At 33.1% G+C, this 14,479-nt stretch carries 16 protein-coding genes; 9 read left to right on the forward strand and 7 right to left on the reverse strand.

Annotation, left to right across the window (positions count from 1 at the left end; genetic code table 11):
* Window positions 1–172: 172 nt before the first annotated feature.
* The gene (locus tag K5790_RS08565; protein WP_297594184.1) at window positions 173–559 is read left to right on the forward strand and encodes a hypothetical protein; all 387 of its coding nucleotides are present in this window, start codon (window positions 173–175) and stop codon (window positions 557–559) included.
* Window positions 560–563: 4 nt separating this feature from the next.
* Here the strand turns inward: K5790_RS08565 and K5790_RS08570 are convergent, their stop codons facing one another.
* The 3 genes from K5790_RS08570 to K5790_RS08580 all read right to left on the reverse strand — a co-directional run bounded on the left by K5790_RS08570 (window position 564) and on the right by K5790_RS08580 (window position 1,941).
* Window positions 564–725: an AbrB/MazE/SpoVT family DNA-binding domain-containing protein gene (locus tag K5790_RS08570; protein WP_297594185.1), complete on the reverse strand. Its 162-nt coding sequence runs from the start codon at window positions 723–725 to the stop codon at window positions 564–566.
* Window positions 726–848: 123 nt separating this feature from the next.
* Window positions 849–1,451, reverse strand: coding sequence for a winged helix DNA-binding protein (locus K5790_RS08575; RefSeq protein WP_297594539.1), 603 nt, complete (start codon window positions 1,449–1,451; stop codon window positions 849–851).
* Window positions 1,452–1,578: 127 nt separating this feature from the next.
* A complete protein-coding gene (locus K5790_RS08580; protein ID WP_297594186.1) occupies window positions 1,579–1,941 on the reverse strand; it encodes a hypothetical protein in 363 nt (120 codons plus the stop codon).
* Between the two features lie 65 nt (window positions 1,942–2,006).
* Here K5790_RS08580 and K5790_RS08585 point away from each other — a divergent pair, with 65 nt between their 5' ends.
* Together K5790_RS08585 and K5790_RS08590 are read left to right on the forward strand one after the other, a co-directional pair.
* Window positions 2,007–2,759 carry a geranylgeranylglyceryl/heptaprenylglyceryl phosphate synthase gene (locus K5790_RS08585; RefSeq protein WP_297594188.1) on the forward strand — a complete coding sequence of 251 codons (753 nt, stop codon included), beginning with the start codon at window positions 2,007–2,009 and terminating at the stop codon, window positions 2,757–2,759.
* A 12-nt stretch (window positions 2,760–2,771) separates the two neighbouring features.
* Window positions 2,772–6,149 (forward strand): DNA polymerase II large subunit, encoded by a 3,378-nt coding sequence (locus tag K5790_RS08590; RefSeq protein WP_297594190.1) that lies wholly within the window; start codon window positions 2,772–2,774, stop codon window positions 6,147–6,149.
* 2 nt (window positions 6,150–6,151) lie between these two features.
* On the opposite strand, the gene glyA is transcribed toward K5790_RS08590, so the two are convergent.
* Window positions 6,152–7,474, reverse strand: a complete 1,323-nt coding sequence (gene glyA / locus K5790_RS08595; RefSeq protein WP_297594192.1) for a serine hydroxymethyltransferase — start codon at window positions 7,472–7,474, stop codon at window positions 6,152–6,154.
* A 104-nt stretch (window positions 7,475–7,578) separates the two neighbouring features.
* Here glyA and thsB point away from each other — a divergent pair, with 104 nt between their 5' ends.
* Both thsB and K5790_RS08605 read left to right on the forward strand, forming a co-directional pair.
* Entirely contained in the window at window positions 7,579–9,294 is a 1,716-nt protein-coding gene (thsB, locus tag K5790_RS08600; RefSeq protein ID WP_297594541.1) for a thermosome subunit beta, read from the forward strand.
* 53 nt (window positions 9,295–9,347) lie between these two features.
* Window positions 9,348–9,626, forward strand: coding sequence for a hypothetical protein (locus K5790_RS08605; protein WP_297594194.1), 279 nt, complete (start codon window positions 9,348–9,350; stop codon window positions 9,624–9,626).
* On the opposite strand, the gene glnA is transcribed toward K5790_RS08605, so the two are convergent.
* Window positions 9,623–11,083 (reverse strand): type I glutamate--ammonia ligase, encoded by a 1,461-nt coding sequence (gene glnA / locus K5790_RS08610; protein WP_297594195.1) that lies wholly within the window; start codon window positions 11,081–11,083, stop codon window positions 9,623–9,625. The two genes, K5790_RS08605 and glnA, sit on opposite strands and share 4 nt — an antisense overlap.
* A gap of 54 nt (window positions 11,084–11,137) precedes the next feature.
* Between glnA and K5790_RS08615 the strand changes: the two genes are divergently transcribed.
* A complete protein-coding gene (locus K5790_RS08615; protein WP_297594196.1) occupies window positions 11,138–11,695 on the forward strand; it encodes a hypothetical protein in 558 nt (185 codons plus the stop codon).
* A gap of 52 nt (window positions 11,696–11,747) precedes the next feature.
* A complete protein-coding gene (locus K5790_RS08620; protein WP_297594197.1) occupies window positions 11,748–12,011 on the forward strand; it encodes a hypothetical protein in 264 nt (87 codons plus the stop codon).
* Between the two features lie 2 nt (window positions 12,012–12,013).
* On the opposite strand, the gene K5790_RS08625 is transcribed toward K5790_RS08620, so the two are convergent.
* On the reverse strand, window positions 12,014–12,235 hold the full coding sequence (locus K5790_RS08625; RefSeq protein ID WP_297594199.1) for an AN1-type zinc finger domain-containing protein: 222 nt from the start codon (window positions 12,233–12,235) through the stop codon (window positions 12,014–12,016).
* 101 nt (window positions 12,236–12,336) lie between these two features.
* On the opposite strand from K5790_RS08625, the gene K5790_RS08630 reads away from it, so the two are divergent.
* The gene (locus K5790_RS08630) at window positions 12,337–13,077 is read left to right on the forward strand and encodes an SDR family oxidoreductase (RefSeq protein ID WP_297594201.1); all 741 of its coding nucleotides are present in this window, start codon (window positions 12,337–12,339) and stop codon (window positions 13,075–13,077) included.
* A 1-nt stretch (window position 13,078) separates the two neighbouring features.
* Complete coding sequence (locus K5790_RS08635; protein ID WP_297594203.1) at window positions 13,079–14,227, forward strand: FAD/NAD(P)-binding oxidoreductase; 1,149 nt, start codon at window positions 13,079–13,081, stop codon at window positions 14,225–14,227.
* On the opposite strand, the gene K5790_RS08640 is transcribed toward K5790_RS08635, so the two are convergent.
* Window positions 14,222–14,431 carry a hypothetical protein gene (locus K5790_RS08640; protein WP_297594205.1) on the reverse strand — a complete coding sequence of 70 codons (210 nt, stop codon included), beginning with the start codon at window positions 14,429–14,431 and terminating at the stop codon, window positions 14,222–14,224. The genes K5790_RS08635 and K5790_RS08640 overlap by 6 nt on opposite strands.
* Window positions 14,432–14,479 lie beyond the last annotated feature (48 nt).

Consider the following 14,479-nt stretch of genomic DNA (forward strand, 5'->3'; position numbering starts at 1 on the left):
TTCCACTCCAGGCATGAAATATTCTTAATATTATGTGAGTTTTTACCACCTTTTGTTAATAACAAAAATTGGCCCAGGCGTGGGCTAGGCAGTCAATGTTAACAAACCACTTAGTTAACAAATATTTTCGGATCAATTGAACTGTTAACATCTGATCATTTAGATCTCAAAGATGGCTAAAAAACGGATTAGAATTGATATGGAAGACTCCGATGGGGCTCGTTATGATATCAAATTAGAGGGAAACGTAACTAGAGACAAAGTCTTAAAAATTTTTGAAATGATGGATTTGATGAATATTGAAGAAGAGCAAGAAGCAACAAACATGGATTCTGTTGGCTCCAAAATTTGGTATATTGTAGATAAATTCTTCCCAATGGGCAAGTTTACCTCAACCAATATTCTTGAAAAATTTGAAGATGAATTTAATGAGCCAATTAAACTAAGTATTATCTCCACTTATCTGTCAAGATTTTCTTCAAAAGGTAGGGTTGATAGGACCAGAACGGGTAGAGAATGGACTTATCAGACCATTAAAATCCCTCAAAAACAACAATAAAAGATCAAGAAATAATGACTTTTCTTACAATTAATCTATCTTTACCAAGAATCATCTTGACATATTCCCCTTTTTGAATGTCCATAAATTTTCTAAACTGCTTAGGAATAGATATTGTACCTGCAGAGGTGATCTTTACCAAAACTTCATTATCTTGAACAGACATAATATTACTATAAATTAATAATATATATAATTTATTAAATTATATAATTTATAATTAATTATAAAAATAGGTAGATTTTCCTTAAATTGGTCATAAAAAATTATATTTTCTCTCTAAAAAAAATTAAACTACTGTTGGATTTACTTCAACTTTTCCAATTTTGGATTTACCTTTATCTGTAATTGAATAAGTGTAGGGTTTACTTTCAGTATTTCGTTGCACATAACCATCATCAAATAACTTCTTCATTAACCTAGAAGTATGTTCTCTACTCTTCTTTAATGTGATTTGTATATCACGTGATGTCATAGGTTTGGTTGTGATTTGATGCAACACAAAATCTACAGGGTTTGTGTAGTCTGAACTAGGGGTTTTAGGCGTGGAAATTTCTTTTTCAACAGTTGGTTGAACTGTTGGTACCTTCTCAACAGTCTTCTCTTCATTATTTTTCTGGGTTAATTTTTCTAAAAATTCCTTTAATTCAACATTCTGATCCTCTGGTTTTTGTTCAATTCCTTGTATTTCTAAGGCATCTAGGCGTATTTTCATATCAATTAACTGTCTTTCGTAATATTCTAATCGTTCAGCCTGTGATACATCAGTTAACTCTGTCTTTGTTTTGATAAACGGACGGATTTTAAAATAAAAATACAACCCACCTAATCCTACTAAGAATGCCAAAATCACACCTAAAATCACTTCAGGATCAGGAATTTCAACTAACATCACAACATTAACGCCTGAATCGTGATTTATCGTGATTGAACAACAAAATTTCACACTTTAGATTAACAATCTCACATACACTATCACAATGATTATGATTCGAATCTAACTTTACTTATCACACACATCACATATTACATGCCTGACGAATGAGCCTATCAATCACAGATATCACTTCATCTTCTCTTTCAGGAAAAATATCACTCTCATTTATCACACTAATCTGCTCTGATAGTTTAGTAATCACATCAATATCATCAGGCAAAAGTATGCCTAAACCACGAAAAAGGATAATTGAGTAAAATAATCCAATTAATTTCTCTCTAGATTGCCCAACTTGCCTGTAATAGGCGCCTCTACTAATTGTAAAGTTAGATTCTAGAATGTTCTTCTGATTTAAAATAATTTCAATTTGTCGTTCAGTAAACAGTGATTTTTTGATAATTTTCTTAATAATGTTATTAAAATTAGATCCTTTAACTTCTTCCATAGCTATACAAATCTGTATACAGACATTCCAATTAAACTTTAAAGAGTCATTTACAAACCTCCATTATGGCTGGAAATAAAACTGAATCATTCCTAAAATCAGAATTAAAAAAGAAAAAGGCATTGTTATTCGTGTTAATAGACTCTGAAGTGTCTAATTTAGAAGCCTCAAGTAAACTTGCAAAAGATGTTGAAAAAATAGGGGCCTCTGCAATACTTGTAGGCGGCTCATCTGCTACAGATCAAATTGAAATGTCAAAAGTTGTTAAAGGAATTAAAAAAGGAATTAAAATTCCTATAATTCTTTTCCCAGGCAATGTTACAGGAGTTGTTCCTGATGCAGATGCCATACTGTTTAGCTCATTAATGAACTCTGAGAACCCTTATTTTATTACTCAAGCACAAGCATTAGGTGCACCAAGTGTCCTAAAATTTGGCTTAGAACCACTTCCAACTGCATATTTGGTAATAGGAGATGGAACATCAGCATGGTTTGTAGGGGCAGCCAGGGGAATACCATTTGATAAACCTAAAATTGCTGCAGCATATGCCTTAGCTGCACAATTCTTAGGGATGAGATTTGTATATTTAGAAGCAGGCTCTGGTGCAAAAACCAATGTTACCCCTGAAATGGTAAAGACAGTTAGACATGTATTTAATGGCTTTCTGATTGTTGGGGGTGGGATTAGGGATGTTAAAACTGCCCAAAGTTTGGTCAAAGCAGGAGCTGACGCTTTAGTTATTGGCACCTTCCTTGAAAAAGGAGGAAGCATTAAAAAACTCCATGAAATAGCAAAAGCAATTCAAAGAAGCAAGTAATAGTGTTGTATTATGTCTGAAAATGACGCTATTTCCCGTATTAGTGGCATCAAAATGCCTGCTTATTATCAAGATTATTACTCAAATTTATCCACTGAGACTTACTCTATTTTTGAACATGCAGCAAATGCAAAATCTAGTCTTGTAGATTCATCTGGAATTATTGAGCCTAAAATTGCATTTGATCTGGCTGATAGAGTTGCCAAGATGCACGAAATTGATATTGCAGAACCATTAAGGGAACTTCTAAAAATTAATGGAAAGGAACTTTCTGCGTTAATTCTATCAAAAGAAATCGCTTTAGGAAAATATACTCTTCCAGATTCATCACTAGAAGAAAAACTTGATTTAGCAGTCCGTGTTGGATTAGCAATTGTAACTGAAGGAGTTACAATTGCACCACTACAAGGTATTAGTGAAGTTAAGATAAAGAAAAACAAAGATGGTTCAGATTATCTCTCAGTTTCAATTGCAGGTCCAATGCGTTCAGCAGGAGGTACTGAATCAGCAGTAACTATGTTAATTGCTGACCATGTGAGAAAAACAGCTGGTCTTTCTAAATTCCAAGCAAACTCATTTGATGATGAAACAGGCAGATTTGTTGAAGAATTGAGGATTTACGAGAGGGAAGCAAGCAGTTTTCAATTCCATATTTTAGATGAAGACATTGAACATGTAATTTCTAATCTTCCAGTTGAATTAGATGGTGTAGATACAGATCCTTATGAAGTTGTAAATCACAAATCCATGGTTAGAATCAAAACTGATAGGGTTAGAGGAGGAGCATTAAGAGTCTTAAATGATGGTTTGATTGGCAGATCTAAAAAACTACTCAAAAGAATTGAACTGTATAATCTAGATGGATGGGAATGGCTTAACGATCTGAAGGGAGCAGTTCAAACCGGAGATAATCAAGAAGACGCTGCAGCAAAAAGAATGCGTGAAGTAATTACAGGTAGATCAGTTTTATCAATGCCTAACAAATTAGGAGGATTTAGACTAAGATATGGCAGATCTTGTAATACGGGATTTGCTGCGGTAGGAATTCATCCAGTAATTGCAGAGATTTTAGATCATACAATCGCAGTAGGAACTCAGGTTAAAATCGATATTCCTGGAAAGGGGGCAACTGTAGCATTTGTGGATTCAATTGACACTCCAATAGTTCGTATGAAAAATGGAGATGTTGTAAAAATTAGAGATGTAAAACATGGAATAGAAATCAAAAAAGAAATTGAAAAAATCTTACATCTTGGAGACATCCTGATTTCATTTGGTGATTTTCTTGAAAACAATGCTCAACTTGTACCATCTGGGTATGTTGAAGAATTTTGGATAGAAGAATTAAAACAAAAAATTCAAAAATATGAACCCGATGACAAAAACCTATCTCAATTTTTGACAAAAATCCCAACATTAGACGAAGCTATCAAACTATCTCTTGATTTCCAAATCCCCCTACATCCACATTACCTGTATTTTTGGGATAAGATTTCCTCAGAAGAACTACTTGAACTTTTAAAACCAAATAAAGTAAATGATGAAACAATCGAATATCCAATTGAAAGTAAAAAAATTCTGGAAAAACTAGGAGTTCCTCATAAAATTAAAAATAATTTGATTTTATTAGAAAATCAAGAAGCAAAAATATTTTTTAATTTACTTTTTAGGGAAAAACCAATTATTGCTGAACTATCTGTTCCACAAATTTTAACAACCTCATCTGGAATTCAAATTAAAAATAAATTTTCTACTTCAATTGGTGTTAGAATTGGAAGACCTGAAAAAGCAGCTCCAAGACAAATGAAACCTCCAACACATGTCTTATTTCCAATTAGTGATAAAGGGGGACCAACCAGAGATCTTCTAAAAGCCTCTAGAAATGAGCATTTTTTCACAAACATCTACAATCGACATTGTGCTCAATGTAACGAACCTTCCATTGGAATAAAATGTTCAAAATGTGGAATTAAAACATCAATTAACTATAGATGTTCTAATTGTAGAGATACTCTTAACGAACCATATTGTGTAAAATGTAAGAGAAAGGCTCAGGCTCATTCACATAAAGAATTCCCACTAAAAGCAAAACTACTCTCAGCTCAAGAAAAAATTGGATTACGTGCACAAGAACCATTCAAAGGAGTAAAAGAACTTATCAATCAAGATAGGATTGCAGAACCATTAGAGAAGGGACTAGTACGACAAAACAATGGGCTAACCGTTTTCAAAGATGGAACCGTGAGATTTGACGCAACAAATTCACCTTTAACCCAATTCAAACCTTCTTGGATTGGAACATCAATTGAGAAACTCAAGATGTTGGGTTACACTCATGATGTTGAAGGAAAACCTCTTGAAAACTCAGATCAAATTTTAGAACTTAGAATGCAAGACGTGATAATTCCATATGAGAGTGGAAAATATCTCGTTGCAACATGTAAATACATAGATACTCTTCTAGAGAAATTCTATGGAAATTCTCCATTCTATAAAGTAAAGAATATTGAAGAACTAGTAGGACATCTAATAATTGGTCTTGCTCCACATACTTCAGTTGGAATTGTAGGGAGAATTATTGGTTATACTGAAACTCATGTTTGTTTTGCAACACCAAATTGGCATTCAGCAAAAAGAAGAGATGCAGATGGTGATGCTGATTCAATAATGCTCTTAATGGATAGTCTTCTTAACTTCTCAAGGCAGTTTCTTTCTGATAGAATTGGTGGATTAATGGATGCTCCATTACTAATCCAACCTCTCGTTTTGCCTCATGAATCCCAACCACAAGCACATAACCTTGAAGTAACAAAATCTTTACCCCTTGAATTCTTTGAATCAACTCTTCAACAAGTTAAAGCATCAGATGTAACAACAGTGGAAATTATTAAATCACGTCTTGAAACTGAAAGACAATTTTATGATTACTTTTTTACTCATTCTACTACATCTTTAACCACTTCAAAATCACGTAGTGCATATTCTACACTTGGTTCAATGCTTGACAAATTTGATATGCAAATTAAAAATGCTGAATTAATTGATGCTGTAAATACTTCAGAAATTGTTTCAAATGTGATTTCAACACATCTTGTTCCAGACATAATGGGAAATCTCAGAGCTTATGCTAGACAGAACTTTAGATGCACAGGATGTGGAAAATCATTTAGAAGAATGCCATTAATTCAAACATGTATTTGTGGCCATAAACTAATTCCTACTATAACCAGAGGCTCTGTGGAAAAATATCTAAAACTAGCTAAAAGACTAGTTGAAAAATACGATGTTAGTGAATATCAGAGAGGAAGAATTCATGCTCTATCTGATGAAATTGAATTAGTATTTGGAAAAAATCAAGGCGACCAATCACTTCTAACTGATTATGCCTAATTCTATCTTAATTTTACGTACTCATAAGCACCCAATTTATTATCAAAACAGAATTTTACTTTTTGATAATTTTTTCTGAGAGCCTTTACTTTTGGAAGAATCTTTTTTGGATCTTTTTTCTCAATTACAACCTCTTTAATGAAAGAAGCAATCTCTTGCATCTCATTCTTTTTCATTCCAAGACGTGTAATCTCTGAAACTCCTAACCTAATTCCACCCGGATGGAAATAATTTCGTCCTGCCTTAATATCTCCTGGAATTAATTGTCTATTAACAATAATGTTGGCTTTTTCTAAATCTGCTTCTACCTTTCCACCATCAGAATAATCTAAAACATTAACTGCAATTTGATGAGATTGTGTAAAGCCTTTACTTTCTCCTAAAACTTTGAAACCCATATTATTTAGTGCCTCAGCAAATAACTTTGCATTTTTAATTACCTGTGTAGCGTAATCTTTTCCAAACTCTAATGCTTCTGCAAAAGCAACAGCTTTTGCAGCCATATGATGAATATGATGACTACTTGTTAATCCTGGAAATGTTGCTTTCTTAATTCCTTCTTCATGTTCTTTAGATCCTAACACAAGTCCTCCTTGAGGTCCAAACAATGTTTTATGAGTACTCATAGTCATTGTATCGACTCCCTCTCGAAGCGGATCTTGAAACTTACCTCCAGCAATTAAACCTGCAACATGAGCTGCATCATAATTTATGTGCATATCATAACTCTTTAGAAAATCTGATAATTCTTTTACTGGATGAGGAAACAAGAATAATGAACCACCAAACATTGCCATTTTTGGAAGTCGATTTTTTTGTTTTAGTTCTTTGACTTTTTGTTTTGTTTTATCGACATCAATCGTCATCTCTTCTGCATCAAATGGATAGAACTCAATTTCCAAACCATGAACTAATCCCGCAGTTCCAGAATGTTCTTTTTTCCCATGAGAAATATGGCCTCCTGCAGGAATTGATGGAGCTAACATTATGTCACCCGGATTTGTAAAAGCTGAATAAATTGCTAAATTTGCAACCACGCCCGAAATTGGTCTAACATCAGCAAATTTTGCTTTGTAAAGTTTTTTGGCTAATTTCATGCACTCGAATTCTACATCATCAATGTAGACACATCCAGCATAAACTCTCTCCCCAGGCCAACCTTCAGCATATCTGTTACCAAAATCAGAAATTATGGCCTCTCTTACTGCTGGACTTGGAATATTTTCACTGGCAATTAATGGAATAGAATTTTCAAACCACTTGTGGTGTTCTTTTAATTTACTGAAAATTTTATCATAAGATTCCTTATTAGCTGATTTAGCCATATTTGGCAACTTTATTTTCCCAATTTAAAAACACCGATGATTACTTTCTAATTTCTTCTTATGATCTGGAAGGTATAAAAGGGGAATCTGGAGTTTTTGCATCTATGGGCATGCAAGCAACATCAAAAGGAACTATGCCGGTTGTTCTTCTAAAAGAAGGCGGTTCTGAGACAAAAGGCAGAGATGCACAAAAAAACAATATCGCTGCTGCTAAAATAATTGCTGAAATTGTCCATACTAGTCTAGGACCAAGAGGCATGGATAAAATGCTAGTTGACTCTCTAGGTGATGTTACAATTACAAATGATGGTGCTACTATTTTAAAAGAAATTGACGTTCAACACCCAGCTGCCAAAATGCTTGTTGAAATTTCTAAAACCACAGACAATGAGGTTGGAGATGGAACTACCTCAGCTGTTGTTTTAGCTGGTGCACTTCTTGCAAATGCTGAGTCTCTAATTGATCAAAATGTACATCCAACAATAATTGTAGATGGATATAGAAAAGCTGCAAAAAAGGCAAAACAATTTCTTGAAAGTATTGCAGATACAATCACTCCAAATGATAAGAATATTCTTACAAAAATTGCAAAAACCTCAATGCAGACTAAACTTGTAAGAAAAGATTCTGATTTACTTGCTGAAATTATTGTAAAATCTATTCTTGCAGTTGCTGAAAAAGAAGGTGAAAAGTTTGATGTTGATATTGATGATATTAAAGTTGAAAAGAAGGCAGGCGGATCTATCAAAGATTCAATGATTATTCAGGGTATCGTTCTTGACAAAGAAGTTGTTCATGGAGGCATGCCTAGAAAAATTTCTGAGGCCAAAATTGCATTAATTAACACTGCACTTGAAATCAATAAAACTGAAACTGATGCTAAAATTAACATTTCAAATCCACAACAACTAAAATCATTTTTAGATGAAGAAAACAGAATGCTCAAAACAATGGTTGACAAAGTTATTGGTTCAGGAGCAAATGTGGTTTTATGTCAAAAAGGAATTGATGATATGGCACAGCATTATCTTGCAAAAGCTGGAATTATTGCAGTTAGAAGAATAAAAGAAAGTGATCTTACAAAACTAGCAAAAGCAACTGGTGGTAGAATTGTCACTAATTTAGATGATCTTTATGAAAAAGATCTTGGTGGTGCAGAGATTGTTGAAGAAAGAAAAATTGAAGAAGACAAATGGGTTTTCATTGAAGGGTGCAAACATCCAAAGTCAGTTACTTTACTTCTTCGTGGAGGCTCACAAAGAGTAGTTGATGAAGTAGAACGATCAGTACATGATGCTTTAATGGTTGTAAAAGATGTAATTGAAAAACCACAAATTGTTGCTGGTGGTGGAGCACCTGAAACTTATGCAGCAACCAAACTAAGATCTTGGGCAAAATCATTAGAAGGAAGAGAACAATTAGCTGCAGAAAAATTTGCCGAATCTTTAGAATCAATACCTTTAGCACTTTCAGAAAATGCTGGAATGGATCCTATTGATACACTAACACTTCTTCGTTCAAAACAACAAAAAGGAGAAAAATGGACTGGTATTGACGTAATGAAAGGTAAAATTGCAAATATGAAATCAAGTGATATTATTGAACCATTAGTTGTTAAATTACAAATTGTTTCTGCAGCTGCAGAAGCTGCATGTATGATACTTAGAATTGATGATGTAATTGCTACTCAAAAATCAGGTGGAGGACCACCTGGTGGAGGAGAAGGTGGAATGCCACCTGGAATGGGTGGAATGCCACCTGGAATGGGTGGAATGCCACCTGGAATGGGTGGAATGCCTGACATGGGCGGAATGATGTAAAATTTTTGGATAGATTTCAAAAGTTTATTTGATAACTGAATTTACGAAAAACATTGAATAAAATTTCTTCAAAATTATTAACTGGATTCAAATACATTTACTTGGTTGCATTTTTTGCATTACTTGCTGGATTCTTTCATCCATTAATTACTAACACAAGTTTTGATGGAGTAGTAGTTGGGGTTTTGGTTCTATTTGTTGGTCTATCTGGAGCAGTTTTATTGTACAGGGCTGCAACATCTGAGAAGAAAAGAGAGATTTATCTTGGAATAGGATTTGGACTAATTGCTATTTCATTATACTATATCTTCCAACTTACTGGAAGAACCTAAACATCAAAGTATAGATAAAATTCATGTGGATGGGGTCTAATTGCTATTTCACGTTGATCTCTTCTTTCTAATTCTATAATTTTATCTACCACGTCATTTGTAAAAATAGGGTTAAGGAATTTTCTATCACTTTCTAATTCGTCTAATGCTTCACCAAGACTCTTAGGAAGTACACCTATTCCTCTTTTTGTTCTATCTGATTTAGTCATCTTAAAGATATCATCACGTACTTGTTCTCCAGGATCCATTTTCTTTTTAATTCCATCCATACCAGCAGCTGTTACTGCTGCAAAAACTAGATATGGATTTGATGAAGGATCAGGTGCTCTAAATTCAAGTCTTTTTAGATGTGCATATTCTTTACCCGTAAGATGTTTTGGAACTCTTACTATTGCAGATCTGTTTCCTGAACTCCATGCAATATATGCAGGTGCCTCATATCCTGGCACTAATCTATGATACGAATTAGTAGTAGGATTACAAATTGCTGAAAGTGCTTTTGCATGATTAATAATTCCACCACAAAAATATCTTCCAACTTGACTTAATTCAATCTCATCATCTGGATCAAAGAATGCATTCTCTTTACCTTTCCATAAACTAACATTAACATGCATTCCTGAACCTGAATCCATAGCAATTGGTTTTGGCATCATAGTTGCTACTTTTCCATATTTCTGAGCAACATTTCTAATCACATACTTGTAAGATTGTGCAGCATCAGCAGCATTTGTCATGTAATCATATTTGATATCAATCTCACATTGGCCTGCAGTAGCAACTTCATGATGATGGTTATCACAAAGTATACCAAAATTATTTTTCAGTATGTTTACACATTCGTTTCTATAGGGTGTAAGAGTATCCGATGGTGTACTTGGATAATATCCTTCTTGTAATCCCATTGGATATCCATTCCCTTCTTGACTCCATGGAGCTTCTTTAGATTCAATTGAATATGATTGTCCTTTGTATGGTGTTAAAACATCCCAATGCACCTTATCAAAAACAAAAAACTCGACTTCTGGACCCCAAGTACTAAAATCATATCCCTGACTCTTGATAAATTCTTCAGCTTTTTGAGAAATACCTCGTGGATCCCGAGATAATCTTCCTCTATTTTCTCCCCAATAAACATCACAAAGCATTCTAGCAGTTTTATTTTCAGTCATCCATGGAATTATTGCAAATGTATTTGGGTCTGGCTTTAAGAGTAAATCTGAATCATCAATGGTAGTAAATCCAACAATTGATGAACCATCTAATTTAGGTAACCCATCTCTCATTTGTTCAGGTGTAAATGTATCAGCTGAAATTGTAGTATGATGAAAATGACCTGTTAAACCTGTAAATTGTAAATCGATAAATTGTATTCCCTCATGTTGTATTCTCGAGAAAACTTCATCAGGTGAGTATGTTACTTGTATTGCTTTTCCATGACTAACTTTATAGGGCAATTCTGTTCTTCAATCAAACACAAATACATCGGGGATTTAAGGATTAGGTAAGAAATGTCTGAATCAAATCAAATTGATATCAACTCATTACATCATTTAGTTTTAAGAGAAACTGAAAATGATTCCTTATTAGAAATTGAACCAACTTTTTACATTGATCTTGCCGATTTTATTGGAAATTTAAGAAAACAAGAATTTGATGGAGTAGAAAGCAAAATTAAAGACACTATGATTGAAATGGCAACTGAACTAACTTCATTACTAATTCAAATTAGACTGGACAAAATTTCAAAATCAGAAGATTTTGAAATGGCATTTCTTCTTGATGAAGAAAAATACATTCTAGATTCTCAAGAAGAACAAAAAGAAAGAATTGAAATGATTCTCTCAGCTACAATTAATGGTAAATCAAAATTTCTTGAATCTTTATCACAAAATCATAAAACAAAAAAAATTGTCGTAAGATTTCTCAAAGAAACAGATGAAATTGTAGGCGCAGATCTAGAAAAATATGGTCCTTTCAAAACTGAAGATATTGCTACAATTCCATATGAAAATGCTCAGGCACTAATTTCTAAAAATATTGCAACCAAGGTACGTTGGGAAGATTAGATAAAAATTACACCAACAAAGTTAGCCTATTATGTCCCATACTGGAGTTGATGTGATTGATTTTCTTTTCTATACTATTTATCCAGTAATTGGAATTTTTGTCGTTGAAGTAATTAGTAGATTAATCAAAGTACCAAAATGGGCAAAACTTTGGACACAAGCAATTGTATCTATTGGGTTTGGAATTTATTATTGGTTTATCTTACCTGCACCACAAAATTTCCCATTAACTGCAATGGTCATGTTTGCTCTTGCAATTGCTTTGATTTATCAGGGAAGACGTGCAAAAATATCACCAGACAAAAGTCCTTACTAATTTTAAAATCTACCAAAAAATCGTTTAAGTATATTTGGTCGGTTTCTTCCCCCATCTCTAATTACTTTTCTCTCACCAAATCTTTTTGCTCTGATTTGGCTAAGTTTAACACATCTGTGTTCTTCTGGAAGTCTGTGTTCTGAACAAAATGGGTCTTTACAATAATTACATTGAAAAGGTAAATCAGTTAAATCTCCACAATAAGCACATTTTTCTGATTTCACAACTTAAGTAATCTTTTTTCTTTTAATAACCTTGTTAGAAATTCTAAAATTTATCTAAACATTTTTACCATGATTAAATTGAAATTATTTTAGTGATTTAATTGATTAAAGATAAAGTTGCAATAATTACTGGGGCAAGTAGTGGAATAGGATTTGCTACCGCACTTACATTATCTAAAGCCGGAGCAAAGGTTGCAATTGGTGCAAGACGAGTTGATAGATTAGAAGAACTTGCAAAAAAAATAACTGAAAATGGCGGTCAAGTTTTTTATCAAAAATTAGATGTCACTAAAAGAGAAGAATGTGATAATTTTGCCAAGGCTGTTTTGGATAAATGGGGCACAATTGACATTCTTGTTAATAATGCCGGATTGATGCCTTTGAGTTTTTTCAAAAACCTCAAGGTTGATGAATGGGATAGAATGATTGATGTGAACATTAAAGGAGTATTGTATTCCACAGGCTCAGTAATCAATCATATGAAAGAGAAAAAATCTGGTCATATAGTAAATCTCTCATCAGTAGCTGGCAGAATAGTTTTTCCAGCGGGAAGTGTTTATTGTGCAACTAAACATGCAGTTGCTGCATTTAGTGAAGGTCTAAGACAAGAATTTAGTGTCAGATCAAACATTAGAGTCACAAGCATTGAACCTGGAGTTGTTGCAACAGAACTAAATGATACAATTACAGATGAATCTTTACAAGGATTTGTTGAAAATGCAAAAAAAATGGAAGCATTACAAGCAGATGATATAGCAAATGCAATATTATTTGCAGTTGATTCTCCTTCACATGTAAATGTAAATGAAATTTTGATTAGACCAACTACACAAGAACGTTAAGTTGACAAATATTCCACATGTTGTAATTTTAGGAGGAGGTTTTGGAGGACTTGCTTCTGCAAATGAATTAAGAAATTCGCTAAGTTCTTCTCAATTAAAAATTACAATAATAGATAAAAAAGATTGGTTTATGGTTGGATTTGCAAAATTATGGATTATTAATGGAACACGAACTTTTGAAAACTCAGTAGGTTCTCTAAATAATTTAGGAAAAAAAGAAATAACTTTCATAAAAGAAGAAATATTGTCAATTGATCCTAAAACCAAAAATATCAAAACTAATTCCCAAACAATTTCTTATGATTATTTGATAATTTCAATGGGGGCTGTTTTAGCACCTGAAAAAATACCTGGTCTTAAAGAACATGGATTCAATCTTTATGATCATGATCATCTTTCACAAATTCATGAAAAACTAATGTCGATAAAATCTGGAAAAATTGCTATCTCAATAATGGGGATGCCATACAAATGTCCCCCAGCACCATTTGAGGCTAGTTTACTCATAGATGCTATGCTTAGAAAACGTGGTGTTCGTGATTCCATTCAAATTGATTTCTATAGTCCTGCACCAATTACATTGCCAGCAGCTGGACCTGATGTAAGTAAGAAAATTCTTGAATTAGTAAATTCTGAACAAATTGTTTTCCATAATTCTTCAAAAATAAAATCTGTTGAACCACACAAATTAATTTTTGAAAATTCTCAAACTGATTTTGATCTATTGTTAGCAATTCCACCTCATATTGCTCCAAAAGTTATCTATGATTCAGGTTTAGCAAAAGAATCAGGGTTTATTCTAATCAACCGAGATTGTAAAACAAAGTTTGAAAATGTTTTTGCTATAGGTGATGTAACAAGTTTACCTGTAACTGAATCAATGGCAGTTCCAAAAGCTGGAATATTTGCAGAGGGTGAAGGCATTACCGTTGCAAAAAACATAATTTCTAAAATTCTGTCAAAGGAAGAAGAAGTATACTTTGATGGTAAAGGTGGCTGTTTCTTAGAATCAGGTAGGGATACAGCTTCAGTAATTGAAGTTAATATGTTTTCAAATCCAAAACCAACAACAAATCTTACAGAATCTAATGAAGACAACCTTGTTAAAAAACAACAATTTGAAAAAGAAAGATTAAGTAATTGGTTATGATTCTTCGTCTTTTTCTTTTGTAAGATGTTCTAAAATAGCTCTAACTTCAACTCCTAAGGCTTGATTATCTTTTGATAAATTCAACTTTTCAGGAATTTGATTTTTAAAATTTTCATCTTCTAATTCAATACTTCTTTTTTGGATACAATCAAGATGATCTTGATCCGTTGCAGAAATCTTATGACAAATATTACATATCTTCATAATTATTCTCACTCAATACGACGATTTAATAATTTCATTTTGTGCCTC

Source organism: Nitrosopumilus sp., from assembly GCF_025698945.1.
Classification (GTDB): domain Archaea; phylum Thermoproteota; class Nitrososphaeria; order Nitrososphaerales; family Nitrosopumilaceae; genus Nitrosopumilus.

Excerpts from the sequence above, each read along its gene's own strand:
- K5790_RS08580 (WP_297594186.1), bottom strand. The coding sequence starts at position 1,941 with ATGGAAGAAGTTAAAGGATCTAATTTTAATAACATTATTAAGAAAATT.
- K5790_RS08570 (WP_297594185.1), bottom strand. The coding sequence starts at position 725 with ATGTCTGTTCAAGATAATGAAGTTTTGGTAAAGATCACCTCTGCAGGT.
- K5790_RS08640 (WP_297594205.1), bottom strand. The coding sequence starts at position 14,431 with ATGAAGATATGTAATATTTGTCATAAGATTTCTGCAACGGATCAAGAT.
- K5790_RS08575 (WP_297594539.1), bottom strand. The coding sequence starts at position 1,451 with ATGTTAGTTGAAATTCCTGATCCTGAAGTGATTTTAGGTGTGATTTTG.
- K5790_RS08585 (WP_297594188.1), top strand. The coding sequence starts at position 2,007 with ATGGCTGGAAATAAAACTGAATCATTCCTAAAATCAGAATTAAAAAAG.
- K5790_RS08590 (WP_297594190.1), top strand. The coding sequence starts at position 2,772 with ATGTCTGAAAATGACGCTATTTCCCGTATTAGTGGCATCAAAATGCCT.
- K5790_RS08565 (WP_297594184.1), top strand. The coding sequence starts at position 173 with ATGGCTAAAAAACGGATTAGAATTGATATGGAAGACTCCGATGGGGCT.
- K5790_RS08615 (WP_297594196.1), top strand. The coding sequence starts at position 11,138 with ATGTCTGAATCAAATCAAATTGATATCAACTCATTACATCATTTAGTT.
- thsB (WP_297594541.1), top strand. The coding sequence starts at position 7,579 with ATGGGCATGCAAGCAACATCAAAAGGAACTATGCCGGTTGTTCTTCTA.
- glyA (WP_297594192.1), bottom strand. The coding sequence starts at position 7,474 with ATGGCTAAATCAGCTAATAAGGAATCTTATGATAAAATTTTCAGTAAA.